This window comes from Pseudomonas sp. HMSC057H01 (genome assembly GCF_001836405.1).
Taxonomy (GTDB): Bacteria; Pseudomonadota; Gammaproteobacteria; order Pseudomonadales; family Pseudomonadaceae; genus Pseudomonas; species Pseudomonas aeruginosa.
The window spans coordinates 76722-101969 of the sequence record NZ_KV828490.1 but is presented as its reverse complement, the minus strand read 5'-3'; the positions used below and the strand labels follow the sequence as shown (position 1 = coordinate 101969).

The following is a 25248-nucleotide window of genomic DNA, read 5'->3' as shown; positions in this document are numbered from 1 at the left end:
CCTCGAGCAACTGCCAGCCGGCAGCGTGGTCGGCCGTTGGCGTCGCGCTGACGGTCGAGCAGGTAGAACTCCAGCTCGGCGGCCATCACCGGGTGATAGCCCTCGCTCTTCAGCGCGTCGATGGTGCGCACCAGGAGGTGGCGCGGATCGGCGACGCTGGCGGGCAGGCCCTCGCTCGGGTGCATGCTGACCTGCACCGCCGCCGTCGGGATCTGCCGCCAGGGCAGGCGCACCAGGCTGCCGGACAGGGGGTAGGCGCGGCAGTCGATGTCGCCGACGTCCCAGACCAGGCCGGAGTCCTCGACATCCTCGCCGTTCATTGTCAGCCCCAGGATGGTGCTCGGCAGCGGCCGGCCGCTGCGGTAGACGGCCAGCAGTTCGTCGCGGTGCAGCAGTTTGCCGCGTGGCACGCCATTGGCGTCGAGGATGAACAGTTCGAAGAGTTCGATATCGGGATTGGCGGCCAGGAAATCCTGGGCTTCTTGTTCGCAGGCGAAGTTCATGGGGCTCTCTTGTCGGTCTTGTCCGGTAGCGTCGCGACGCTGGCAGCGGCGCTCCGGCGACGGCAGCGTCGCGGAACGGCATGCAAGCGGCAGGCCGGCCCCGCCGTTGCGCGGGGCCGGAGGGAAATCAGGCGTGACGAGCGTCCGGCGGACGCGCGTGGCGGCAATGCCAGAGCGCCCAGAAGGCCAGTTCGAGAGGGAGGGCGAGCGGCTCCAGTTCCAGCCAGCGGCTGTGCTTGCGGGGTAGACGCGCGGGCGTTCCGGCCGGGTTGGCGGAAGGCTGGTAGGGCAGGGTGCGCGTCGTCGGTAGGTGCATGAAGGAAAACTGGGCCAGGGGTTGGAACAGCCTCGCACAGGCTGACGGGTGAATTAAATGCGCTTTTTACGACCTTTGCTTGAGCGAAATCGAAACCGAAGGAAAAAGAAGGGCGCCCCCGAATGGGCTGAAGAGGCGCCCGGAAAGCGGCTCACCCCTTGTCGGCCTTGCCCGCGGCGGCGGCGAACCTGGCCAGGCGTACGTCGAGATGACGCGGGCGCCGGCCGACGTCTTCGGCGCGCTCCTTGCGGCGGATCGCGTTGCGCACCATCAGCGAACCGACATAGCGGATCGGCTCCGGCGGGAAGCGACCGAGCGGTCCCTGGGTCAGCGGCGAACGGGTCCAGGGATTGTCCAGGCCGAGCGCCAGCGAAGAAAGGATCTGCCCGCCCATGTGGCATGGGCCGACGCCGCTGCCGGAGTAGCCGAAGCCATAGAACACATTGTCGCGGCCGTCGAGCCGGCCGAAGAACGGCAGGCCGGTCACCGAGCGATCCGATGGACCGTTCCAGCTGGCCTCGATGGCGACCTCGGCGAACTCGGGGAAGAACTCCCGCAAACTGCCGCGTAGTTGCCCGAGATACGGTGAGGGGCGGTCGAACACCGGCAGCATGCGTCCGCCGTAGGCGAAGGTGTTGCCGCCCTTGCCGAGCATCAGCCGGCCGTCCGGGGTGTTGTGGTAGTAATGCACGAAGATCCGCGAGTCGAGCACGCTGACCCCGCTGGTCAGGCCGATCTCCTGCAGCAGGTCCGGTCGTGGCTCGGTGATGAGCATGTCGCTGGAGACGATCGCCACGCTGCGTTCGAACTGCGGGAAGGCCCTCGCCATCCAGGCGTTCAGCGCCAGCACCACGCGGTCGGCGACGACCCGCCCGTGGGGGGTGACCACTTCCGCCGGGCGGCCGTGCTCCAGTCCTCGCATCGGCGTACCTTCGTACAGGCGTACCCCCAGTTGCAGGGCGACCCGGCGCAGGCCGCGAACCAGCTTGCCTGGCTGCACCGTCGCGGCAGCCGGCGAGAACCAGCCTTCCAGGTGCCGGCGCGAGCCGGCCAGGCGTTGCACGTCGGCCAGCGGGCGCTTGACGAAGGAGTTGATGCCATGGCGTTCCAGGGCGGCGATCACGCTGTCGGTGCTGCCGACCTGGGCCGGGTTGGTGGCGGTATAGAGGGTGCCGTCCAGCCGGTAGTCGGCCTCGACGTCGTAGCGCTGGCAGAAGGCGCCGATGGCCCGGATGCTGTCCTCGGAGGCCTTGACCAGGCGGATCGCCTCGGTGAGCCCGAACAGCCGTTCCAGGGTGAAGAACTTGGCCGACCAGGACAGCGCGCAGCCGCCGTTGCGGCCGCTGGCGCCGGCGCCGCAGAGGTCGGCCTCGACCAGCACCACGTCGAGCCCGGGATCGTGCTCCTTGAGCATGATGGCGGTCCACAGGCCAGTGTAGCCGCCGCCGACGATGCACAGGTCGGCGCGGGTATCGCCGGCCAGCGGCGGGCAGGGGGCCGCATGTTCGGAGCGTAGGGCCTGGTCCAGCCAGAAGGGTCGGAAGGTCATGGCTGTGCTCTCACTGCGGACGGGCGGCGACGACGATCATTTCCACCCGCCAGCGCGGGTCGATCAACTCGGCCAGGCTACAGGCGCGGGTCGGCGCCCGGCCTTCGGGAAACCACTGGTCCCAGACCTGGTTGAGACCGGCGTAGTCCTCGCGGTGGGCGAGCAGGATGCGTACCGAGAGCACCTGGCCGCGGTCGCTGCCGACGCTCTGGAGCAGCCGGTCGATGTTCTCCAGGACCTGGCGGGTCTGGTCCTGGATGTCACCGCTGGGATCGTCGGCGACCTGGCCGCCGATGTAGAGGGTGTTGCCGTGCAGGGCCATTTCGGCCCGGCGTTTGACGACTTCGAAGCGTTCGATATGCATGAGGGTTTCCCTGGCTTGAAAAGACGCTGGTGGCGCGGCGGGCGCGCCGGAGTCAGGAGCGGATCGGGCGGAAGTCCCCCAGGCTGGGGATGTTCCTGTGGCCTTTCACAACACCGTCGGGTCGGCTGTTCCAGTGCGGGAGGAGCACCGCGGTGGCGATCAGGGCGGCGACGGTGAAGCCGATGAACACCGTGTAGGTGTCGAAATAGCCGGGCAGCAGGCCACCGAGGATCGCGCCCACCGAACCGCAGCCATTGACGAAGCCGGAGGCGGTGCCGGCGGCCTCGCCGGTGCCGAAGTCGATGGCGGCGGAGCCGCAGATCATCGAGTCCGGGCCGTACAGGGTCAGTCCCATCATGAACAGCAGGCCGACCACTATCGGAATGCTGCCGGTGGTCATCGCCGGGACGAACAGCGCCAGGCAGACGGTCAGCGCCAGCAGGCTGATCACGCAGGCCGGCATGCGCCGTGCGCCGAACAGCTTGTCCGAGGCGAAGCCGATCAGGATCGGGCCGAGCAGGCCGGCTACCTCGAAGGCGGTGGGAACGATCGCCGCGCCGACCTTGCCGAGCGCCGGCATGCGTTCGTAGACGATCACCGGTCCCCACAGGAGGATCGCGTAGCGCGCCGGCTTGAGCAGGAAGTAGGCCAGGCCGAGGCAGAGCACCGTGCGGTTGCGCACCACCTTGGCGAGTACCTGCAGGCTGCCGCCGTTGCCGCCGTTGCCGCCGTTGCCGCCGTTGCCGCCTTCCGGCCTGAAGCCGGCATAGCGCACGGCCTCGCTCGCGACCTGCGGTTCGACGGGTGGATGGCCGACGTCCTCCGGGCGGTTGCGCTGCAACAACAGGAACAGCAGGGCCACGCCGCCGACCACCGCGGCGCTGGAGTAGAACGCCGCGTGCCAGGTACCGAACACGCTGTACGCCCACCAGCCGGCGAACGGCGAGGCGACCAGTCCGCCGAAGGCGTAGCAGGTGCTCCACAGGCCGAGCACCCGACCGCGTTCGTGGGTGGCGAAGAAACTGCCGATGTTCTTGCACAGCCCCGACCAGCCGGTGGACTGCGCCAGTCCCTGGACCACCATGCAAGTGGCGAAGATCGGCAGGGTGGCGAAGGTGCCCATGACCAGCGCGGCCAGTGCGGAGATCAGCAGGCCGCCGAACACCACGATGCGCGGGCCGAAGCGGTCGGCCAGCACGCCCCAGGTGAACTGGCCGACGGCATAGGCGGCGAGGTAGATGGCGTCGAGATCGGCCATCGCCATCTTGTCCAACTGGAAGCCCGGATCTTCGGCGATGCCGAGCTTGGCGACGGAAAAGGCCTTGCGGGTGAAATAGAAGGCGGCGTAGGCCAGCCAGGTGATCGCGAATATCTGCAGGCGCCAGCGCTGGAAGCTGGACACGGGAGAGGACGGCAGCGCCGTCCCGGGACGTTGATTCATGGTTCTGACCTCGATCTTGTTATCGGTGCCGGCAGGTGTGAGGGGAACACGCCTTGTTGTTGTTCTGATGAGCACTTCCGCACCGCCATGTCGCGGTGCTTGGTCAGAGGGATCTGGAGTCGGCTTCACCTCCTGGGTAAGGGTTGCGGATGCCCAGGCAGGGGCTGGCTGCCGAGGCGCTGGCGCGCTGTGGTGAAGCGATGGAAACAATTCCGGATAAATAAATGAAATCGATTTATCAAATTTTAAATATAAGTTTTACTTGTTTGTCCGTAGGCCTGGCGCGGCGTGGGTCGAGGAAGTTGACCGAACGGTCATCCCCGTGTGCGCCGCCCATGGCGCGGAACCCCTTGTCCTGCCTGGAGTGGTGAAGGTCCATGTCGGTATCCCATGCGCAGTTGAAGGCTTTCCATGCAGTCGCCGTGTACGGCAGCTTCACGCGCGCCGCCGAGCGCCTGTTTCTCACCCAGCCGGCGGTTTCCGACCAGGTGCGCAAGCTGGAGGAGCGTTACGGCGTGCTGCTGTTCCACCGTAACAAGCGCTCGGTGCGCCTGAGCGAACTGGGCGAGCGCCTGCTCGCGGTGACCCAGCGGCTGTTCGCGATCGAGGCCGAGGCGGAGGAGCTGTTGTCCGCCTCCAGCGCCCTGCGGACCGGCACCCTGACCCTGGCGGTGGATGCGCCGGTGCACGTATTGCCGCAGATCGCGCGTTTCTGCGAGCGCTATCCGGGTATCGCGGTGCGGGTGGAGACCGGCAATACCGACGAGTCTCTGCAGCGACTGTTCAGCTACCAGGCCGACCTGGCCCTGTTGGGCCGGGACGTCAGCGACGAGCGGTTGCTTTCGCTGACCCTGCGCAACGACCCGATCGTCGCCTTCGTTTCGCTCAGCCATCCGTGGGCCGGGCGCGAGTCGATCCGCCTCGCCGATCTCGACGACATGCCGCTGGTGCTGCGCGAGCAGGGCTCGGTGACCCGCCAGACCCTGGAGGAGGAGATGAGCCGCGCCGGCCTGCGGATCCGCCCGGCGATCCAGGTCGAAGGCCGCGAGGCCTCGCGCGAGGCGGTGGTGGCGGGGATCGGCGTGGGGGTGGTGTCGGCCGCGGAGTTCGGCGCCGACACGCGGGTCCATGCGCTGCCCATCGTCGATTGCCAGCGACGCCTGACCGAGACCCTGGTGTGCCTGCGCGAACAGCGCTCGCGGCGGATCGTCGAGACCTTCCTCGACCTGGTCGGCGAGGACCTGTCGGCGCCGAGCTAGGGCGCGGCTTCGCGCAAGCGAAAAAAAGCCCGGCGGATGCCGGGCTTCGAAGTCGTGCTGGCGGGCACTCAGGCCTGCTTCTGTTCCTGCTCCAGGGACCTGTCCAGCTCGCGGCAGGCGCGCTGGATCATCACCTCGGTGATCGGGATTTCCCGGCCCTGGGCGTCGATGATGGCGCCACCGCTGTGCTGCTGCGTATTGAAGGGGATCACGCGGCGCTTGGCGGTATCGGTGTGTTGCGAATTCATTGCCCGTCTCCTCATCAGGTTTATCGGCAGTCTAGGGAGCGCAGATGAAACCGCCGTGACAAACGGCGGATGTCGTGCCGCTCCAACGCGAAAGCCATGGACCATAGCAATCTTGCAGTCGGCGTGCCAGCTTGCCGGCTACCGCTGGGTTTTTCTGGTTATAGTGGTCCGACCGGTGTGGGCGCCCTGGAGTTCGCCCGAGGATGAGTATGGACATGTTTCGCCTGGGATTGGTGGTCAATCCCCTGGCCGGGCTGGGTGGCCCGGTCGCCTTGAAGGGCAGCGACGGGGTGGCTGCCGAGGCCCTGGCCAGAGGCGCCGAACCACGTGCGCTGGAGCGCACCCGGATAGCCCTGGAGTGCCTGTTGCCGCTGGTCGAGAAGATCGAGTTCCTGACCTTTCCCGGGGCCATGGGCGGCGAGTTGCTCGAGCGCATGGGCTTCCGCCATCGCCTGCTCGGCGAGTGGCAGGGAGCGGTCAGCAGCGCGGCGGATACCCGGTTGGCGGTCGAGCGTTTGCAGGAGGCCGGCGTCGCCCTGATCCTGTTCGCCGGTGGTGATGGCACAGCACGGGATGTTGCCGGGGTGGTGCGCGAGCAACAGCCGGTGCTCGGCATTCCGGCCGGGGTGAAGATCCACTCCGGGGTCTATGCCATCAGTCCGCGCGCGGCCGGCGAATTGGCCAGGCGCCTGGTCGAGGGCGGCCTGGTGCGCCTGGCCAGCGGCGAGGTGCGCGATCTCGACGAAGAGGCGCTGCGCGCCGGCCGCGTCGCCGCGCGTTGGTACGGCGAGATGACGGTGCCGGAGGAGGGCCACTTCATGCAGCACGTGAAGCAGGCAGGGATGGAGTCCGAGGAGCTGGTGCTGGTGGACCTCGCCGATTGGCTGGCGGAAAGCTGGGAAGACGGCGTGCGTTATGTGCTCGGACCGGGCTCGACCCTGCATGGCCTGGCGCGCAACCTCGGCCTGGAAACCACCCTGCTGGGCGTCGACGTGCTGGAGAATGGCGCGGTGCTCGCCCGCGACGTCGACGAGGCGCGGCTGTTCGAACTGGTGGACGGTCATCCGGCGTTCCTGCTGGTCACCGCCATCGGCGGCCAGGGCCACGTGATCGGTCGCGGCAACCAGCAGATCAGTCCCCGGGTGTTGCGCGCCATCGGCCTGGAGCGCATGCGGGTGGTCGCCACCAAGCGCAAGCTGGGGACCCTCGGGGGCCGCCCGTTGCTGGTCGACAGCGGCGACCCGGTGCTGGACGACAGCTTCCCGGACGCCATCCGGGTCTGGGCCGGCTACAAGGAAGAACTGCTGTATCCGCTGGGATACGCGAAGGACCAGGACACGCCCGCGGGCGCTTAGGAGGAAAAGGATGGACAAGGACGTATCCGGCGCGCTGCGCCGCCTGTTGCTGCTCGCCATGCTCGGACTGCCACTGGCGGCGGCCGCTGCGGTCGAACCGCAGCGACTGGTGGATGCGGCGCGTGCCCAGGTGGGCGTGACCCTGGGCTACGACCCGGCCTACCGGCAACTGGACTATCCGGGCGGCGACGTGCCGCTGCAGACCGGGGTCTGCACCGACGTGGTGGTCCGTGCGCTGCGTGGACAGGGGCTGGACCTGCAGAAGGCGGTGCACGAGGACATGCGTCGCCACTTCGCGGCCTACCCGCAGCAATGGGGGATGAAAGGCACCGACCGCAACATCGATCACCGCCGCGTACCGAACCTGATGACCTGGTTCAGCCGCCAGGGCCTGGCACTGACGCCGAGCCGCGACGCCTCCGCCTACCGGGCCGGAGACATAGTCGCCTGGCGCCTGGACAACGGCCTGCTGCATATCGGCGTGCTTTCCGATCGCAGGCTGGAGGGCAGGCCGCTGGTGTTGCACAACATCGGTGCCGGCGTGCGGGAAGAGGACCTGCTGTTCCGCTACCAGGTCATCGGCCACTACCGCTTCCCGCAGGGCTGAATGGGCTAGGCAAGCCGCTCCGGCGGCGGATGAGCGTACCTCGATTCCTCCGCCGCCGCCGCTGGACGGCGGGCAAGAAAAAACCGGCCTGCGGCCGGTTTTCCTGTCTGCCCGGGCTCAGCGGTATTCGCAGAGGTAGGCGGTGTCCTGGGCGACCTTGAGCTGGAACTTGCTGTTCGCCGGGACGGTGAACTGGCTGCCGCTGGCGTATTCCTGCCACTCGTCGCTGCCCGGCAGCTTGACCGTCAGCGCGCCGGCGACCACATGCATGATCTCCAGCTGGCTGGTGCCGAATTCGTATTCGCCTGCCGCCATCACGCCGATGGTGGCCGGGCCGGCGGTCATGTCGAAGGCGATGGATTTGACGGTGCCGTCGAAGTATTCGTTGACCTTGAACATGGGCTTCTCCTGAAGGGGTGAACAGGCGGGTTTGAAAAGGCCCGCCAGTATGCCCAAGCCTCGGAAAGGCGTCACTAGGCGGCGCGGGCCTCGTTCAATGCTCCACCGGCAATACCAGCGGCAGCAGCCGTGCGGTATTGCGGGCATCCTCCAGGGCGCGGTGCTGCTGGCCCTGGAAACTCATCCCGGCCAGTTGCAGGGCCGCGTTCAGGCCGACCGGGCGGGGCAGCTGGCGGACTTCGCCGAAGCGTTGCTTGAGATTGACGTGCGGCACTTCGCTGAGCTGGCTGGTCAGCCCGTGCTGGCGCCATTCCTGCTCCAGCTGGCGGCGGTCGTAGTCGCCCCAGCTGGCCCAGCCGGCCAGTCGCGGACGATGCTGGGCGAGCCAGCGCTCGAAGGCTTCCCAGACCGTGTCGAGATGGGCGGCGCCATCGACGTTGGCCTGGCTGATATGCGTGAGGTCGCGGCAGAAGTGGGTCAGCAGCGGCCGCCTGACCGGCCGTACGAAACGCTGGAAGTGATCCAGTTCGCGGGCGTCCGCGGCGGCGACCAGGGTGGCGCCGATCTCGATGATTTCCATTTCCTCCAGGGGCCAGCCGCCTTCCGCGGTAGTGGCCTCCAGATCGATTACCAGCCAGTGAGGCATCGGAGCTATCCATACCAGGGTCCGCGCTGAGTATGGCGGGGCTTCCGGACCTCGGCAAACCGCTGTGCTAGGCTGCGGGATCGGATTTCGAGGAGATGACGGAATGACTGCGGTCGCATTTCTCGGCCTGGGCACGATGGGCTACCCGATGGCCGGGCACCTGCAGCGCGAGGGCTATCACGTCTGCGTCTACAATCGCTCGTCGGCCAAGGCGCTGCGCTGGGTCGAGGAGTACGCCGGACGATACGCCGATACGCCGCGCGAGGCCTGTGCCGGCGCCGAACTGGTGTTCTGCTGCGTCGGTAACGACGACGACCTGCGTGCCGTGGCGCTGGGCGAGCAGGGCGCCTTCGCCGGAATGGCGCCGGGCAGCCTGTTCGTCGACCACACCACCGCTTCGGCGGAAGTCGCCCGCGAGCTGTCGCTGCTGGCTGCCGAGCGTGAGCTGGGCTTTCTCGACGCGCCGGTCTCCGGCGGCCAGGCGGGCGCGGTCAACGGCGCCCTGACGGTGATGGTCGGTGGCGAGGAGGCCTTCTATCGACGCGCCGAACCGCTGCTGCGCAGCTATGCGCGGATGGTCCGGCGAATGGGCGACGTGGGTAGCGGGCAATTGACCAAGATGGTCAACCAGATCTGCGTCGCGGGGCTGCTCCAGGGCTTGGCCGAGGCGCTGCACTTCGCCCAGTGCGCCGGTCTCGACGGCGAGGCGGCGATGCAGGTGATCGGCAAGGGCGCGGCCCAGTCCTGGCAACTGGAAAACCGCCACCAGAGCATGCTGGCCGGAGAGTTCGACTTCGGCTTCGCCGTGGACTGGATGCGCAAGGACCTGTCGATCCTGCTCGCCGAGGCGCGACGCAACGGCGCGCAGTTGCCGGTCACGGCGCTGGTCGACCAGTTCTACGCCGAAGTGCAGGCGATGGGCGGCGGTCGTTGGGATACCTCCAGCCTGATCGCCCGGCTGCGTTCGTGACGCGGCTCAGGCGCGGAAGATGAAGTACACCGCGCCGAGCAGGCACAGGCCGGCCCAGAGGTAGTCCAGTTTCAGCGGCTGCTGCATGAAGTAGACGCTGAACGGGACGAAGACCGCCAGGGTGATGACTTCCTGCATGATCTTCAGTTGGCCGACCGAGAGTTCGGTGTAGCCGATGCGGTTGGCCGGCACCTGCAGCAGGTATTCGAACAGCGCGATACCCCAGCTGATCAGGGCGGCGATGATCCAGGGCTTGCTGTTGAGGGTCTTCAGGTGGCCATACCAGGCGAAGGTCATGAACAGGTTGGAGCAGGCTAGCAACAAGGCGGTTTGCAGCCAGACAGGCATGATGGATGGGCTCCGGAGGGCTGGGACGGCGCAGCCTAATTGGCTGCGGCGATAAAACCAAGTGGGCAGGCATCGGTCGGTAGGGGTTGGTGCTCGGAAAAGGATGAAAGGTATGCGGTTGCACAAGCGCTCGCTGGTCTGGGGGCTCGCGCTGAGCGGGCTGGCCGTCGTGCTGGCGGCCGCCTGGTGGGCGAGCCAGGCGTCGCGGGGGCCGGCTCTGTGGAGCGAGCTGCGGGTGCCGCCGGCGTTTGCCATCCCGCGCGATTTCGACCTGGGCGAATACCGCTTGAGCTGGGGCGGCAAGAGCCTCGCCCTGTCAGTGGCGGGTAGCGCCCGGCCGCCGTTGTGGGAGAGCGAGGGCGGTTTTCTCGGGGCCGGGCGGGAAAGCGCCGGTCGCCTGCAGTTGCGCTGCCAGGAGCAGAGCCTGGAGAGCTTCGAGCTGGTCGGTCGACGCTTGTCCCTGAAGGGGCACCTGCGCTGCGCCGATGGCCGGCTCAGCGCCTACGAGCTGTCGTTCGAGCCGCGCCAGGGCGGCGTGGAGGTGCGCGTCGCGCTGGCGGACAGCGAGCTGAACCGGGTCGCCCTGTCCTGGCGGCGTGGAGCGGGGGAGCGCTTGTCCGGTATCGTCGATGACGAGGCGGAAGGTCGCTCCTGGGTCTTGCCGGCCGGGGTCGCCGGCTACTGGAGTTCCGCTGGCAACGCCTTCCTCGGCCACTCGACGGCGGCGCAATCCCTCGACCTGCGCGAGCCGGGCCGGGTGCAATGGCGGGCTGCGACGGAGTCGGCCAGGGCCTGGCTGTTCGCTGCCGGCAACCGCGAGCAGTGGCAGCTTCGCAGCGCGCGTCTCGAGGCGGAAACGCGCCGCTGATCCGCCGGGCTTGGCGGCGGCCTGGCCGGTCCGTATTCTTTGCGCCCGTTCCGGACGGCTGTCCTGGCCGCTCCTCTGCCAACTTTCGGGCGAGATCCTTCCCATGCAATGTAGAGCCGGCTGCGGCGCCTGCTGCATAGCACCGTCGATTTCCTCTCCGCTGCCGGGCATGCCGGCCGGCAAGCCCGCGGGCGTACGCTGCCTGCACCTGGACGAAAACCATCTCTGCGGGCTGTTCGGCCGACCGGAGCGACCGGCTGTGTGCGGCCAGTTCGGCGCCGATCCGGAAATCTGCGGCGACAGCCGTGAGCAGGCGCTGGCCCTGATCGCGGAGTGGGAAGTCATCACTGCCGCGTGAACGGGTTGGAAGTCTGGCTGTCTCACGCCATACTGCTGCGCATCCTGCGCCGAAGGCTCAGGATCGCGGCTTGCAGGGCGTCGACCGCCCGGCCGGCGAACCGAAAATAACCATAAAGAGAGGAACAGGAACGATGCGTGGCATTTTGCGTATGACCGTGCTGGCTGCCGCAGTGTTCGGGGTGGCCGGCAATGCGCTGGCCGAAGACTGGAAGCTGGCCAAGGACGAGGATGGCGTGAAGGTCTACCTCAGCAGTGTCCAGGGCTCCAAGTACAAGGCTTATCGCGGCGTTACCGACATCAAGGCCGACGTGGCGACCATCGAGGCGCTGCAGGAGGACGTCAAGGGTTCCTGCAAGTGGATCCATGCCTGCGCCGAGATGAAACTCCTGAAGCAGGAAGGCGCCGACGCCTGGACTTACTCGAAGATCGACATGCCCTGGCCGGTCACCGGTCGCGACGTGGTCATCCATGTCACCACCGAGAAGACCGCGGATGGCACCGTGACCCGTCACCTGAAGGCCGATCCGACCTATATCCCCGAGGAAAAGGGCCAGATCCGCGTGCCCAAGCTGGTCGGCGAGTGGAAGTTGCAGCCGAAGGGGCAGGGCGTGACGGAAGTGACCTACCAGGTGGAAACCGAGCCGGGTGGCAGCATTCCTTCCTGGTTGGCCAACAGCTTCGTGGTCGACGCGCCGCTGAACACCCTCAAGGGCCTGCGTAGCGCCGCCGAGAAGCGCTGAGCGCGCCTTCCTTGCAAAAAGACCGCCTCCGGGGCGGTTTTTTTGTGTCCGGAGGAAAGGGGCGGGCACAAAAAAGGCTGCCGAAGCAGCCTTTCTCGCCAGGCGTGACGGGTTTCAGCCGCGATCCTTGAGGGCGGTGAAGTCGCGCTGGGTGTGGCCGGTATAGAGCTGGCGCGGGCGGCCGATCTTGTAGGGACCGGAGAGCATTTCCTGCCAGTGCGAGATCCAGCCGACGGTACGCGCCAGGGCGAAGATCACGGTGAACATGCTGGTCGGAATGCCGATCGCCTTGAGGATGATCCCCGAGTAGAAGTCGACGTTCGGGTACAGGTTGCGTTCCACGAAGTAGGGGTCGTGGCGGGCGATTTCTTCCAGCTTCATCGCCAGTTCCAGTTGCGGGTCGTTGATGCCCAGTTCCTGGAGGACCTCGTCGCAGGTCTGCTTCATGACCTTGGCGCGCGGGTCGAAGTTCTTGTAGACACGATGGCCGAAGCCCATCAGCTTGAACGGATCGTTCTTGTCCTTGGCCTTCTCGACGAACTTGTCGATGTTGGACACGTCGCCGATCTCGTCGAGCATGCGCAGCACCGCTTCGTTCGCGCCGCCATGGGCCGGTCCCCACAGGGCGGCGATGCCGGAGGCGATGCAGGCGAACGGATTGGCGCCGGAGGAGCCGGCCAGACGCACCGTGGAGGTGGAGGCGTTCTGCTCGTGGTCGGCGTGGAGAATGAAGATGCGGTCCATGGCCTTGGCCAGCACGGGGCTGATCGGCTTGGTCTCGCAGGGGGTGTTGAACATCATGTGCAGGAAGTTTTCCGCGTAGTTCAGGTCGTTACGCGGATACATCATCGGCTCGCCCTTGGAGTACTTGTACACCATGGCGGCGATGGTCGGCATCTTGGCGATCAGGCGATGCGCGGAGACTTCGCGATGCTTCGGGTTATTGATGTCCAGGGAGTCGTGGTAGAAGGCCGAGAGGGCGCCGATCACGCCGCACATCACGGCCATCGGATGGGCGTCGCGGCGGAAGCCGTTGAAGAAGGTCTTCAGCTGCTCGTGAACCATGGTGTGGTTCTTGATGGTGCCGACGAACTGTTCCTTCTGCGCGGCGGTGGGCAGCTCGCCGTTCAGCAGCAGGTAGCAGGTTTCCAGGTAGTCGGATTTCTCCGCCAGTTGCTCGATGGGGTAGCCGCGATGGAGGAGGACGCCTTTGTCGCCGTCGATATAGGTGATCTTCGACTCGCAGGAGGCGGTCGACATGAAGCCAGGATCGAAGGTGAAGTGGCCCGTGGCGGTGAGGCCCCGTACATCCACTACATCGGGACCCATGGTACCGGATAGGACGGGCAGTTCGACGGGGGCTGAGCCCTCGATGATCAACTGCGCTTTTTTGTCAGCCATGATGGCCTCCTATTTATGCTTGAAATCATCAGTACCCCCCACGCAGGGCCCGCACCACTATAGAGGGATAAATTCGAAAGTCAATTTGCGCGAATCCATGCCGTAGAGCCTTCCGTGGCGGGGTTTTCGCAGAAAAAGGGGGCTATTTACGCCTTTTATAAAAGGCCCGCAATCAACCATTTGGCGATGGGTGTTTTCGTTGTCATTAGTAGCCTAACTGTCTATACTCGGCGTCCGACCGCAAGGGGTATTCCTGGCCCGCTTTCATAGACGGTCGCCACTCCCTGGTGATGGGTACCTGACAAGTGCACTTCCCGACAACTAGCCCTGTTCGTTAGGGCTCTCAGTGTGAAAAAAGCCGTGAATAGCAAACGACCTGTAAACCTAGACCTAAGGACCATCAAACTCCCTGTCACCGCTTACACGTCCATTCTCCACCGTATCTCTGGCGTCATCCTGTTCCTCGGTATTGCCGTGCTGCTGTTCGCGCTCGACAAGTCGCTGAGTTCGGAAGAAGGCTTCGAGCAGGTGAAGGCGTGCCTGACCAGTCCCCTGGCCAAGCTGGTGATCTGGGGCCTGCTGTCTGCGCTGCTGTACCACCTGGTGGCCGGTGTTCGCCACCTGGTCATGGACGCTGGCGTCGGCGAGACGCTGGAAGGCGGTAAGCGTGGCTCCAAAATCGTCATCGCCATCGCGGTGGTGCTGATCGTTCTGGCGGGGGTATGGGTATGGTAACTAACGTCACAAACTTCTCGCGCTCCGGCCTCTACGACTGGATGGCCCAGCGCGTTTCCGCGGTCGTTCTCGCGGCTTATGTCATTTTCCTGCTGGGCTACCTCATTGCTCACCCCAACATTTCCTACGCGGACTGGCACGGCCTGTTCTCGCAGGGTTGGATGCGCATCTTCAGCCTGTTGACCCTGGTTGCCCTGAGCGTCCATGCGTGGGTCGGTATGTGGACCATCTCCACCGACTACCTGACTTCGATGGCTCTCGGCAAGGCGGCGACAGTCGTGCGTTTCCTCTTCCAGGCGGTTTGCGGCATGGCGATGTTCGCATTCTTCGTCTGGGGTGTGCAGATTCTTTGGGGTATGTGATCCATGGCTAGCATTCGTACACTTTCCTTTGACGCCATCATCGTCGGTGGCGGTGGCGCCGGCATGCGTGCCGCGCTGCAACTGGCCCAGGGCGGCCACAAGACCGCCGTGGTGACCAAGGTCTTCCCGACCCGTTCCCACACCGTATCCGCACAGGGCGGCATCACCTGCGCCATCGCTTCGGCCGACCCGAACGACGATTGGCGTTGGCACATGTACGACACCGTCAAGGGCTCCGACTACATCGGTGACCAGGACGCGATCGAATACATGTGTTCCGTCGGTCCCGAGGCCGTGTTCGAGCTCGAGCACATGGGCCTGCCGTTCTCCCGTACCGAAACCGGCCGCATCTACCAGCGTCCGTTCGGCGGCCAGTCCAAGGACTTCGGCAAGGGTGGCCAGGCCGCCCGTACCTGCGCCGCCGCCGACCGTACCGGCCACGCGCTGCTGCACACCCTGTACCAGGCCAACCTGAAGAATGGCACCTCGTTCCTCAACGAGTGGTACGCGGTCGACCTGGTGAAGAACCAGGACGGCGCGGTGGTCGGCATCATCGCCATCTGCATCGAGACCGGCGAGACCGTCTATATCCGTTCCAAGGCCGTGGTCCTGGCCACTGGCGGTGCCGGCCGTATCTACGCCTCCACCACCAACGCGCTGATCAACACCGGTGACGGCGTGGGCATGGCCCTGCGTGCCGGCGTGCCGGTGCAGGACATCGAGATGTGGCAGTTCCACCCGACCGGCATCGCCGGCGCCGGTGTACTGGTCACCGAAGGTTGCCGCGGCGAAGGCGGCTACCTGATCAACGCCCACGGCGAGCGCTTCATGGAGCGTTATGCGCCGAACGCGAAGGACCTGGCCGGTCGCGACGTGGTCGCTCGTTCCATGGTCAAGGAAGTCCTGGCCGGCAACGGCGTGGGCCCGAACAAGGACCACGTGCTGCTGAAACTCGACCACCTCGGCGAGGAAGTCCTGCACAGCCGCCTGCCCGGCATCTGCGAACTGTCCAAGACCTTCGCCCACGTCGACCCGGTCGTCGCGCCGATCCCGGTGATCCCGACCTGCCACTACATGATGGGTGGCGTTGCCACCAACATCCATGGCCAGGCCATCACCCAGGATGCCAATGGCAACGACCAGATCGTCGAAGGCCTGTTCGCCGTAGGCGAAGTGGCCTGCGTATCGGTACACGGCGCCAACCGCCTGGGCGGCAACTCGCTGCTCGACCTGGTGGTATTCGGCCGTGCCGCCGGTCTGCACCTGGAAAAAGCGCTGAAAGAAGGCATCGACGCCCGCGGCGCTTCCGAGAGCGACCTGGAAGCCTCCTTCAAGCGCCTGAACGGCGTGAACGAGCGCACCAGCGGCGAAGAAGTCGCTCCGCTCAAGCGCGAGCTGCAAAGCTGCATGCAGAACTACTTCGGTGTATTCCGCACCGGCGAGTACATGCAGAAGGGCATCGCCCAGCTGGCCGACCTGCGCGAGCGTATCGCCAACGTCAAGATCAACGACAAGAGCCAGGCATTCAACACCGCGCGCATCGAAGCGCTGGAACTGCAAAACCTCCTCGAGGTGGCCGAGGCCACCGCGATCGCGGCCGAGCACCGCAAGGAGTCCCGTGGCGCCCACGCCCGTGAAGACTTCGAGGAGCGCGACGACGAGAACTGGCTGTGCCACACCCTGTACTTCCCGGGTGAGAAGCGCGTATCCAAGCGTTCCGTCAACTTCGCGCCGAAGACCGTTCCGGCATTCGAACCCAAGGTTCGGACTTACTAAGGGTGCCCGCCATGTTGCAAGTGAGTGTTTATCGTTACAACCCCGACAAAGATGCTGCGCCGTACATGCAGGATTTCCAGGTCGACACCAACGGCAAGGACGTGATGGTCCTCGACGTGCTGGCGCTGATCAAGGAACAGGACGAGGGCTTCTCCTACCGTCGTTCCTGCCGTGAAGGCGTCTGCGGCTCCGATGGCATGAACATCAACGGCAAGAACGGCCTGGCCTGCATCACCCCGCTGTCGGCCGCCGGCCTGAAGGGCGGCAAGCTGGTGATCCGTCCGCTGCCCGGCCTGCCGGTCATTCGTGACCTGGTCGTGGACATGAGCATCTTCTACAAGCAATACGAGAAGGTGAAGCCGTTCCTGCAGAACGATACGCCGGCCCCGGCCATTGAGCGTCTGCAGACCCCGGAAGAGCGCGAGAAGCTGGACGGTCTGTACGAGTGCATCCTGTGCGCCTGCTGCTCGACCTCCTGCCCGTCCTTCTGGTGGAACCCCGACAAGTTCCTCGGTCCGGCCGCACTGCTGCAAGCCTATCGTTTCCTGGCCGACAGCCGTGACACCAAGACCGAAGAGCGCCTGGCTTCGCTGGACGACCCGTTCAGTGTGTTCCGCTGCCGCGGAATCATGAACTGCGTGAACGTTTGCCCGAAGGGTCTGAACCCGACCAAGGCGATCGGCCACGTGCGTAATATGCTGCTGCAGAGCGGAACCTGATCCTCTCGCAGTTGTTATATGAGTTGTACCTAGCAACACCTGTGGCGCCGGAGTTCTTCCGGCGTCGCAGCAACTAAGCGGGCCAAGCTCACAAAGCCATGGCCCAGATTTGAAAAATATGACCAGCAGGGGCATCCGGGCTGGTACCCGGACTATCTGCGGGATCTGTAGTGGCCATACCGATGTCGCTGCCTGAGGACTTCGGAGCCTTCAAGGTTTCGCCAGGTGGTTGTCCCCTTACCGAGGGTGACCTAGCATGCACGAAAGCGTAATGCAGCGGATGTGGAACAGTGCCCATCTATCCGGTGGTAACGCTGCCTACGTCGAAGAGCTCTACGAGCTCTACCTGCACGACCCTAACGCTGTGCCAGAAGAGTGGCGCACGTATTTCCAGAAGCTTCCCGCCGATGGCAATCCCGCCCCCGACGTCTCGCACTCCACAGTGCGCGATCATTTCGTCTTGCTGGCCAAGAACCAGCGCCGTGCCCAGCCGGTTTCCGCCGGTAGCGTGAGCAGCGAGCACGAGAAGAAACAGGTCGAAGTCCTTCGTCTCATTCACGCTTACCGTCTCCGCGGCCACCAGGCTTCCACCCTCGACCCGCTCGGCCTGTGGCAGCGTCCCGCGCCTGCCGACCTGTCGATCGACCACTACGGTCTGACGGGTGCCGATCTGGATACCACTTTCCGCACCGGTGAGCTTTACATCGGCAAGGAAGAGGCGACCCTGCGTGAAATCGTCGACAGCCTGAAGAGCACCTATTGCGGTACCTTCGGCGCCGAGTTCATGCACATCGTCGATTCCGAGCAGCGCAAGTGGTTCCTCCAGCGCCTGGAAAGCGTGCGTGGCCGTCCCGGCTTCTCCGCCGAGGCGCGTGCGCACCTGCTCGAGCGCCTGACCGCGGCCGAAGGCCTGGAGAAGTACCTGGGCACCAAGTACCCGGGCACCAAGCGTTTCGGCCTGGAAGGCGGCGAAAGCCTGATCCCGATGGTCGACGAGATCATCCAGCGCTGCGGTTCCTACGGCGCCAAGGAAATCGTAATCGGCATGGCCCACCGCGGTCGCCTGAACGTCCTGGTCAACACCCTGGGCAAGAACCCGCGCGACCTGTTCGACGAGTTCGAAGGCAAGAAGATCGTCGAGCTGGGCTCCGGTGACGTGAAGTACCACCAGGGCTTCTCCTCGAACGTGATGACCAGCGGCGGCGAAGTCCACCTGGCGCTGGCGTTCAACCCGTCCCACCTGGAGATCGTTTCCCCGGTGGTCGAGGGTTCCGTTCGTGCCCGCCAGGACCGCCGCAAGGACAGCTCCGGCGACAAGGTGGTACCGATTTCCATCCACGGCGATGCCGCCTTCGCGGGGCAGGGCGTGGTCATGGAAACCTTCCAGATGTCGCAGACCCGCGCCTACAAGACCGGTGGCACCATCCACCTGGTGATCAACAACCAGGTCGGCTTCACCACCAGCCGCCAGGACGATGCGCGTTCCACCGAGTACGCCACCGACGTGGCGAAGATGATTCAGGCGCCGATCTTCCACGTCAACGGCGACGATCCCGAAGCCGTGCTGTTCGTCACCCAGCTGGCCGTCGACTATCGCATGCAGTTCAAGCGTGACGTGGTCATCGACCTGGTCTGCTACCGTCGCCGCGGCCACAACGAGGCGGACGAGCCGAGCGGCACCCAGCCGCTGATGTACCAGCAGATCGCCAAGCAGCGTACTACCCGCGAGCTGTACGCCGACGCGCTGGTGAACGCCGGCGTGCTCAGCGCCGAGCAGGTTCAGTCGAAGATCGACGACTACCGCGATGCCCTGGACAACGGCCTGCACGTGGTGAAGAGCCTGGTCAAGGAGCCCAACAAGGAACTGTTCGTCGACTGGCGTCCGTACCTGGGCCATGCCTGGACCGCGCGTCACGACACCCGCTTCGACCTGAAGACCCTGCAGGAACTGTCCAGCAAGATGCTGGAAGTGCCGGAAGGCTTCGTGGTTCAGCGCCAGGTTTCGAAGATCTACGAAGATCGCCAGAAGATGGCGGCCGGTGGCCTGCCGATCAACTGGGGCTTCGCCGAGACCCTGGCCTACGCGACCCTGCTGTTCGAAGGCCATCCGGTACGGATGACCGGCCAGGACGTCGGCCGTGGCACCTTCTCGCACCGTCACGCGGTGCTGCACAACCAGAAGGATGACTCGGTCTACGTACCGCTGGCCAATCTGTTCGACGGCCAGCCGCGCCTGGATATCTACGATTCGTTCCTTTCGGAAGAGGCCGTGCTGGCGTTCGAATACGGTTTCGCCACCACCACGCCGAATTCGCTGGTGATCTGGGAAGCCCAGTTCGGCGACTTCGCCAACGGCGCCCAGGTGGTCATCGACCAGTTCATCACCAGTGGCGAAAGCAAATGGGGCCGACTCTGCGGCCTGACCATGCTGCTGCCGCACGGCTATGAGGGGCAGGGTCCGGAGCACTCCTCCGCGCGCCTGGAGCGCTACCTGCAGCTCTGCGCCGAGCAGAACATCCAGGTCTGCGTGCCGACCACCCCGGCTCAGGTCTACCACATGCTCCGCCGTCAGGTGATCCGCCCGCTGCGCAAGCCGCTGGTGGTGATGACGCCGAAGTCCCTGCTGCGTCACAAGCTCGCCATCTCGACCCTGGAAGATCTGGCCAACGGTTCCTTCCAGACCGTGATCCCGGAAATCGACAGCCTGGATCCGAAGAAGGTCGACCGCGTCGTGCTGTGCAGCGGCAAGGTGTACTACGACCTGCTGGAGAAGCGTCGCGCGGAAGGCCGCGAAGATACCGCGATCGTCCGTATCGAGCAGCTGTATCCGTTCCCGGAAGACGACCTGGCGGAAGTTCTGGCTCCCTACAAGAACCTCAAGCACATCGTCTGGTGCCAGGAAGAGCCGATGAACCAGGGCGCCTGGTTCTGCAGCCAGCATCACATGCGTCGTGTCATCGCCGCGCACAAGAAGGGCCTCAATCTCGAGTACGCCGGCCGCGAAGGCTCCGCTGCTCCGGCTTGCGGCTACGCCTCGATGCACGCCGAGCAGCAGGAAAAACTGCTGCAAGACGCCTTTACTGTTTAACGCCTACGCGCTGAAGAAACCGAATTTAAGGAAACGCACACAATGGCTATCGAAATCAAAGCCCCAACCTTCCCGGAATCGGTCGCCGACGGCACCGTCGCCACCTGGCACAAGAAGCCGGGCGAAGCGGTCAAGCGCGACGAACTGATCGTCGACATCGAGACCGACAAGGTGGTCATCGAGGTTCTCGCCGAGGCTGACGGCGTGCTGGCCGAGATCATCAAGAACGAAGGCGACACCGTTCTGAGCAACGAGCTGCTCGGCAAGCTGAACGAAGGCGGCGCCGCCGCTCCGGCCGCTCCGGCTGCCGCTGCGCCCGCCGCCGCTCCGGCTGCCCAGGCCGCCGCTCCGGCCGCCGCTGGCGGCGACGACGCCATCCTGTCCCCGGCCGCGCGCAAGCTGGCCGAGGAGGCCGGCATCGATCCGAACAGCATCGCCGGCACCGGCAAGGGCGGTCGCGTGACCAAGGAAGACGTGGTCGCTGCGGTCGAAGCGAAGAAGAACGCCCCGGCCGCCCTGGCCAAGCCTGCCGCCCCGGCTGCCGAGGCGCCGATCTTCGCCGCCGGCGACCGTGTCGAGAAGCGCGTGCCGATGACCCGCCTGCGGGCCAAGGTCGCCGAGCGCCTGGTCGAGGCGCAGTCCGCCATGGCCATGCTGACCACCTTCAACGAGGTCAACATGAAGCCGATCATGGACCTGCGTTCGAAGTACAAGGACCTGTTCGAGAAGAAGCACAACGGCGTGCGCCTGGGCTTCATGTCCTTCTTCGTCAAGGCCGCCACCGAGGCGCTGAAGCGCTTCCCGGGGGTCAACGCTTCCATCGACGGCAACGACATCGTCTACCACGGCTACCAGGACATCGGCGTTGCCGTTTCCAGCGACCGCGGCCTGGTGGTTCCGGTACTGCGTAACGCCGAGTTCATGAGCCTGGCCGAGATCGAGGGCGGCATCGCCAACTTCGGCAAGAAGGCGAAGGAAGGCAAGCTGACCATCGAAGACATGACCGGCGGCACCTTCACCATCTCCAACGGTGGCGTGTTCGGTTCCCTGCTGTCGACCCCGATCGTCAACCCGCCGCAGACCGCCATCCTCGGCATGCACAAGATCCAGGAGCGCCCGATGGCCGTGAACGGCCAGGTGGTGATCCTGCCGATGATGTATCTGGCGCTGTCCTACGACCACCGTCTGATCGACGGCAAGGAAGCGGTGAGCTTCCTGGTGGCGATCAAGGACCTGCTGGAAGATCCGGCTCGCCTGCTGCTGGACGTCTGATTTAGCGTTTCTCTTCACGGCGGCCCCCTCGTGGGGCCGTCCGGTTTCACCCGAATAAGGATTGAGATATGAGCCAGAAATTCGACGTGGTAGTGATTGGTGCCGGCCCCGGCGGTTACGTTGCCGCCATCCGCGCTGCCCAGCTGGGCCTGAAGACCGCCTGCATCGAGAAGTACATCGGCAAGGAAGGCAAGGTGGCGCTCGGCGGTACCTGCCTGAACGTTGGCTGCATCCCGTCCAAGGCGCTGCTGGACAGCTCCTACAAGTACCATGAGGCCAAAGAGGCCTTCAAAGTCCATGGTATCGAAGCCAAGGGCGTCACCATCGACGTTCCGGCGATGGTTGCGCGCAAGGCCAACATCGTCAAGAACCTGACCGGCGGCATCGCTACCCTGTTCAAGGCCAACGGCGTGACCTCCTTCGAAGGCCACGGCAAGCTGCTGGCCAACAAGCAGGTGGAAGTGACCGGTCTGGACGGCAAGACCCAGGTCCTGGAAGCCGAGAACGTGATCATCGCTTCCGGCTCCCGCCCGGTGGAGATCCCGCCGGCCCCGCTGACCGACGACATCATCGTCGACTCCACCGGCGCCCTGGAATTCCAGGCCGTGCCGAAGAAGCTGGGTGTGATCGGCGCCGGCGTCATTGGCCTGGAGCTGGGTTCGGTATGGGCCCGCCTGGGTGCCGAGGTGACCGTGCTGGAAGCCCTGGACAAGTTCCTCCCGGCTGCCGACGAGCAGATCGCCAAGGAAGCCCTGAAGGTCCTGACCAAGCAAGGCCTGAACATTCGCCTGGGCGCCCGCGTGACCGCTTCGGAAGTGAAGAAGAAGCAGGTCACCGTGACCTTCACCGATGCCAACGGCGAGCAGAAGGAAACCTTCGACAAGCTGATCGTCGCGGTCGGCCGTCGCCCGGTGACCACCGACCTGCTGGCCGCCGACAGCGGCGTGACCCTGGACGAGCGTGGCTTCATCTACGTCGACGACCACTGCAAGACCAGCGTTCCGGGCGTCTTCGCCATCGGTGACGTGGTTCGCGGCGCGATGCTCGCGCACAAGGCCTCGGAAGAGGGCGTGATGGTCGCCGAGCGCATCGCCGGCCACAAGGCGCAGATGAACTACGACCTGATCCCGTCGGTCATCTACACCCACCCGGAAATCGCCTGGGTCGGCAAGACCGAGCAGACCCTCAAGGCCGAGGGCGTCGAAGTCAACGTCGGCACCTTCCCGTTCGCCGCCAGCGGTCGCGCGATGGCTGCCAACGACACCACCGGCCTGGTCAAGGTCATCGCCGATGCGAAGACCGACCGCGTCCTGGGCGTCCACGTGATCGGCCCGAGCGCCGCCGAGCTGGTACAGCAAGGCGCGATCGGCATGGAATTCGGCACCAGCGCCGAAGACCTGGGCATGATGGTCTTCTCCCACCCGACGCTGTCCGAGGCCCTGCACGAAGCTGCCCTGGCGGTGAATGGCCATGCCATCCACATCGCCAACCGCAAGAAGCGCTGAGTGATCCGACGCCCCGGTTCACGCCAGGGGCGTCACAGCGACGCGGGACGCGTCGTCCGTCAGGCCAGGACAGGTTCCTGGCCTTGTCGGGTCCGGGTTCTGTAGAATCCACGGTTTGCCGCCTGCGTCGGGATGACGCAGGCGGCAGACTTTCAGAAGAACCACGGCGGGTGAGCGCCGGCGACCGTTGCGAGGTGGCCGCGGGCGTATGCCGCCGGACTGTTTTTTCGCGAGCCGGGTGGTTCGCGAAGCGACGGTCACAGGTGGTGGGGTGCCACGAGCGCTCCGCCGAAATGCGCAATACCTAGACGAATAACGGTAGACAAGCATGAATCTCCACGAATATCAGGGTAAGCAGCTGTTCGCTGAATACGGCCTGCCTGTATCCAAGGGCTTTGCCGTAGACACCCCCGAAGAGGCCGCAGAAGCCTGCGACAAGATCGGCGGCAGCGAGTGGGTCGTCAAAGCTCAGGTGCACGCCGGCGGCCGCGGTAAAGCGGGCGGTGTGAAGCTGGTGAAGAGCAAAGAGGACGCCAAGGCGTTCGCCCAGCAGTGGCTGGGCAAGAACCTGGTGACCTACCAGACCGACGCCAACGGCCAGCCGGTCAGCAAGATCCTGGTGGAGTCCTGCACCGACATCGACAAGGAGCTGTACCTCGGCGCCGTCGTCGATCGTTCCAGCCGCCGCATCGTGTTCATGGCTTCCACCGAAGGTGGCGTGGACATCGAGAAGGTCGCCCACGACACTCCCGAGAAGATCCTCAAGGTCACCATCGACCCGCTGGTCGGCGCGCAGCCGTACCAGGGCCGCGAGCTGGCCTTCCAACTGGGCCTGAAGGGCGACCAGATCAAGCAGTTCACCCATATCTTCGTCGGCCTGGCGAAGCTGTTCCAGGACTACGACCTGGCCCTGCTGGAAGTGAACCCGCTGGTGATCAAGAAAGACGGCAACCTGCACTGCCTGGATGCCAAGATCAACATCGACAGCAACGCCCTGTACCGTCAGCCGAAGCTGCGCGCCATGCACGACCCGTCCCAGGACGACGCCCGTGAAGCCCATGCGCAGAAGTGGGAGCTGAACTACGTCGCGCTGGAAGGCAACATCGGCTGCATGGTCAACGGCGCCGGCCTGGCCATGGGTACCATGGACATCGTCAACCTGCACGGCGGCAAGCCGGCCAACTTCCTCGACGTTGGCGGCGGTGCGACCAAGGAGCGCGTGACCGAAGCGTTCAAGATCATCCTGTCCGACAGCAACGTGAAGGCTGTCCTGGTGAACATCTTCGGCGGCATCGTGCGTTGCGACATGATCGCCGAAGGCATCATCGGCGCCGTCAAAGAAGTCGGCGTGAAGGTTCCGGTTGTCGTCCGCCTGGAAGGCAACAACGCTGAACTGGGTGCCAAGGTCCTGGCCGAAAGCGGCCTGAACATCATCGCGGCAACCAGCCTGACCGACGCTGCCCAGCAAGTCGTCAAGGCCGCGGAGGGTAAGTAATGAGCGTCCTGATCAACAAAGACACCAAAGTCATCTGCCAAGGCTTCACCGGTAGCCAGGGCACCTTCCACTCCGAACAGGCCATCGCCTACGGCACCAAGATGGTCGGCGGCGTGACCCCCGGCAAGGGCGGCACCACCCACCTCGGCCTGCCGGTGTTCAACACTGTCAAGGAAGCCGTGGAAGCCACCGGCGCCGAAGCCTCGGTCATCTACGTTCCGGCTCCGTTCTGCAAGGACTCGATCCTGGAAGCGGCATTCGGCGGCATCAAGCTGATCGTCTGCATCACCGAAGGCATCCCGACCCTCGACATGCTGGACGCCAAGGTCAAGTGCGACGAGCTGGGCGTACGCCTGATCGGCCCGAACTGCCCGGGCGTGATCACTCCCGGCGAGTGCAAGATCGGCATCATGCCGGGTCACATCCACCTGCCGGGCAAGGTAGGCATCGTGTCGCGTTCCGGCACCCTGACCTACGAAGCCGTGAAGCAGACCACCGACGCCGGCTTCGGCCAGTCCACCTGCGTGGGCATCGGCGGCGACCCGATCCCGGGCTCCAACTTCATCGACATCCTGAAGCTGTTCCAGGAAGATCCGCAGACCGAAGCCATCGTCATGATCGGCGAGATCGGCGGTTCCGCCGAAGAAGAAGCCGCGGCCTTCATCAAGGCCAACGTGACCAAGCCGGTGGTGTCCTACATCGCTGGCGTGACTGCCCCTCCGGGCAAGCGCATGGGCCACGCCGGCGCCATCATCTCCGGCGGCAAGGGCACCGCGGACGAGAAGTTCGCCGCCCTGCAGGACGCCGGTGTGAAGACCGTGCGTTCCCTGGCCGACATCGGCAAGGCCCTGGCCGAGCTGACCGGTTGGGAAGTGAAGAAGGCCTGATTTCCCGGGTTTTCTGAGTTCCAGGACGAAGGCCA

Annotated in this window: 25 protein-coding genes and 1 pseudogene; 16 read left to right on the top strand and 10 right to left on the bottom strand. The window is 65.2% G+C overall.

What is annotated here, in order from left to right; translation table 11 throughout:
* The 5 genes and pseudogenes from HMPREF2581_RS19000 to HMPREF2581_RS18985 all read right to left on the bottom strand — a co-directional run.
* A pseudogene (locus HMPREF2581_RS19000) lies at positions 1-503 on the bottom strand (glutamine synthetase); the annotation flags it as partial.
* A gap of 127 nt (positions 504-630) precedes the next feature.
* On the bottom strand, positions 631-819 hold the full coding sequence (locus tag HMPREF2581_RS32325) for a hypothetical protein (protein WP_011666714.1): 189 nt from the start codon (positions 817-819) through the stop codon (positions 631-633).
* Between the two features lie 151 nt (positions 820-970).
* On the bottom strand, positions 971-2368 hold the full coding sequence (locus HMPREF2581_RS18995) for an FAD-dependent oxidoreductase (RefSeq protein WP_003140172.1): 1398 nt from the start codon (positions 2366-2368) through the stop codon (positions 971-973).
* A gap of 10 nt (positions 2369-2378) precedes the next feature.
* On the bottom strand, positions 2379-2732 hold the full coding sequence (locus HMPREF2581_RS18990; RefSeq protein ID WP_003087359.1) for a RidA family protein: 354 nt from the start codon (positions 2730-2732) through the stop codon (positions 2379-2381).
* A 52-nt stretch (positions 2733-2784) separates the two neighbouring features.
* The gene (locus HMPREF2581_RS18985; RefSeq protein WP_011666713.1) at positions 2785-4173 is read right to left on the bottom strand and encodes an MFS transporter; all 1389 of its coding nucleotides are present in this window, start codon (positions 4171-4173) and stop codon (positions 2785-2787) included.
* Positions 4174-4550: 377 nt separating this feature from the next.
* On the opposite strand from HMPREF2581_RS18985, the gene HMPREF2581_RS18980 reads away from it, so the two are divergent.
* Positions 4551-5432, top strand: a complete 882-nt coding sequence (locus tag HMPREF2581_RS18980) for a LysR substrate-binding domain-containing protein (protein WP_003140168.1) — start codon at positions 4551-4553, stop codon at positions 5430-5432.
* Positions 5433-5500: 68 nt separating this feature from the next.
* On the opposite strand, the gene HMPREF2581_RS18975 is transcribed toward HMPREF2581_RS18980, so the two are convergent.
* Entirely contained in the window at positions 5501-5680 is a 180-nt protein-coding gene (locus HMPREF2581_RS18975) for a PA1571 family protein (protein ID WP_003087367.1), read from the bottom strand.
* A 209-nt stretch (positions 5681-5889) separates the two neighbouring features.
* On the opposite strand from HMPREF2581_RS18975, the gene HMPREF2581_RS18970 reads away from it, so the two are divergent.
* Positions 5890-7035: an ATP-NAD kinase family protein gene (locus HMPREF2581_RS18970; RefSeq protein WP_003140167.1), complete on the top strand. Its 1146-nt coding sequence runs from the start codon at positions 5890-5892 to the stop codon at positions 7033-7035.
* A gap of 10 nt (positions 7036-7045) precedes the next feature.
* Positions 7046-7642, top strand: a complete 597-nt coding sequence (locus HMPREF2581_RS18965) for a DUF1287 domain-containing protein (protein WP_003087371.1) — start codon at positions 7046-7048, stop codon at positions 7640-7642.
* Between the two features lie 117 nt (positions 7643-7759).
* On the opposite strand, the gene HMPREF2581_RS18960 is transcribed toward HMPREF2581_RS18965, so the two are convergent.
* Complete coding sequence (locus tag HMPREF2581_RS18960) at positions 7760-8041, bottom strand: pyrimidine/purine nucleoside phosphorylase (protein ID WP_003087375.1); 282 nt, start codon at positions 8039-8041, stop codon at positions 7760-7762.
* A gap of 94 nt (positions 8042-8135) precedes the next feature.
* Positions 8136-8687 carry a 3'-5' exonuclease gene (locus HMPREF2581_RS18955; protein WP_003087377.1) on the bottom strand — a complete coding sequence of 184 codons (552 nt, stop codon included), beginning with the start codon at positions 8685-8687 and terminating at the stop codon, positions 8136-8138.
* A 103-nt stretch (positions 8688-8790) separates the two neighbouring features.
* On the opposite strand from HMPREF2581_RS18955, the gene HMPREF2581_RS18950 reads away from it, so the two are divergent.
* A complete protein-coding gene (locus HMPREF2581_RS18950; RefSeq protein ID WP_003110964.1) occupies positions 8791-9657 on the top strand; it encodes an NAD(P)-dependent oxidoreductase in 867 nt (288 codons plus the stop codon).
* A gap of 6 nt (positions 9658-9663) precedes the next feature.
* On the opposite strand, the gene HMPREF2581_RS18945 is transcribed toward HMPREF2581_RS18950, so the two are convergent.
* Positions 9664-10005, bottom strand: a complete 342-nt coding sequence (locus HMPREF2581_RS18945) for a DMT family protein (protein ID WP_003087393.1) — start codon at positions 10003-10005, stop codon at positions 9664-9666.
* Positions 10006-10117: 112 nt separating this feature from the next.
* On the opposite strand from HMPREF2581_RS18945, the gene HMPREF2581_RS18940 reads away from it, so the two are divergent.
* The 3 genes from HMPREF2581_RS18940 (at position 10118) to HMPREF2581_RS18930 (ending at position 11973) form a co-directional block, all read left to right on the top strand.
* The gene (locus HMPREF2581_RS18940) at positions 10118-10873 is read left to right on the top strand and encodes a hypothetical protein (protein ID WP_003140164.1); all 756 of its coding nucleotides are present in this window, start codon (positions 10118-10120) and stop codon (positions 10871-10873) included.
* A 103-nt stretch (positions 10874-10976) separates the two neighbouring features.
* The gene (locus tag HMPREF2581_RS18935; RefSeq protein ID WP_003087397.1) at positions 10977-11231 is read left to right on the top strand and encodes a YkgJ family cysteine cluster protein; all 255 of its coding nucleotides are present in this window, start codon (positions 10977-10979) and stop codon (positions 11229-11231) included.
* A gap of 133 nt (positions 11232-11364) precedes the next feature.
* Entirely contained in the window at positions 11365-11973 is a 609-nt protein-coding gene (locus tag HMPREF2581_RS18930) for an START domain-containing protein (RefSeq protein WP_003111654.1), read from the top strand.
* 114 nt (positions 11974-12087) lie between these two features.
* Here the strand turns inward: HMPREF2581_RS18930 and gltA are convergent, their stop codons facing one another.
* The gene (gene gltA, locus HMPREF2581_RS18925) at positions 12088-13374 is read right to left on the bottom strand and encodes a citrate synthase (protein WP_003087400.1); all 1287 of its coding nucleotides are present in this window, start codon (positions 13372-13374) and stop codon (positions 12088-12090) included.
* Between the two features lie 348 nt (positions 13375-13722).
* Between gltA and sdhC the strand changes: the two genes are divergently transcribed.
* The 9 genes from sdhC to sucD all read left to right on the top strand — a co-directional run bounded on the left by sdhC (position 13723) and on the right by sucD (position 25213).
* The gene (gene sdhC, locus HMPREF2581_RS18920; RefSeq protein WP_003104388.1) at positions 13723-14109 is read left to right on the top strand and encodes a succinate dehydrogenase, cytochrome b556 subunit; all 387 of its coding nucleotides are present in this window, start codon (positions 13723-13725) and stop codon (positions 14107-14109) included.
* Complete coding sequence (sdhD, locus tag HMPREF2581_RS18915) at positions 14103-14471, top strand: succinate dehydrogenase, hydrophobic membrane anchor protein (protein WP_003104386.1); 369 nt, start codon at positions 14103-14105, stop codon at positions 14469-14471. Before sdhC ends, sdhD begins: the two co-directional genes overlap by 7 nt.
* A 3-nt stretch (positions 14472-14474) precedes the next feature.
* On the top strand, positions 14475-16247 hold the full coding sequence (gene sdhA / locus HMPREF2581_RS18910; RefSeq protein ID WP_003087407.1) for a succinate dehydrogenase flavoprotein subunit: 1773 nt from the start codon (positions 14475-14477) through the stop codon (positions 16245-16247).
* 11 nt (positions 16248-16258) lie between these two features.
* Positions 16259-16966, top strand: a complete 708-nt coding sequence (locus HMPREF2581_RS18905; RefSeq protein ID WP_003087410.1) for a succinate dehydrogenase iron-sulfur subunit — start codon at positions 16259-16261, stop codon at positions 16964-16966.
* A gap of 256 nt (positions 16967-17222) precedes the next feature.
* Positions 17223-20054: a 2-oxoglutarate dehydrogenase E1 component gene (locus tag HMPREF2581_RS18900; protein ID WP_003087413.1), complete on the top strand. Its 2832-nt coding sequence runs from the start codon at positions 17223-17225 to the stop codon at positions 20052-20054.
* A 42-nt stretch (positions 20055-20096) separates the two neighbouring features.
* Positions 20097-21326 (top strand): 2-oxoglutarate dehydrogenase complex dihydrolipoyllysine-residue succinyltransferase, encoded by a 1230-nt coding sequence (odhB, locus tag HMPREF2581_RS18895; RefSeq protein WP_011666712.1) that lies wholly within the window; start codon positions 20097-20099, stop codon positions 21324-21326.
* 68 nt (positions 21327-21394) lie between these two features.
* Complete coding sequence (lpdA, locus tag HMPREF2581_RS18890; RefSeq protein WP_003087422.1) at positions 21395-22831, top strand: dihydrolipoyl dehydrogenase; 1437 nt, start codon at positions 21395-21397, stop codon at positions 22829-22831.
* Between the two features lie 328 nt (positions 22832-23159).
* On the top strand, positions 23160-24326 hold the full coding sequence (sucC, locus tag HMPREF2581_RS18885; protein WP_003140159.1) for an ADP-forming succinate--CoA ligase subunit beta: 1167 nt from the start codon (positions 23160-23162) through the stop codon (positions 24324-24326).
* On the top strand, positions 24326-25213 hold the full coding sequence (gene sucD / locus HMPREF2581_RS18880) for a succinate--CoA ligase subunit alpha (RefSeq protein ID WP_003087428.1): 888 nt from the start codon (positions 24326-24328) through the stop codon (positions 25211-25213). The genes sucC and sucD overlap by 1 nt, the downstream gene beginning before the upstream one ends.
* The last annotated feature ends 35 nt before the right edge of the window (positions 25214-25248 follow it).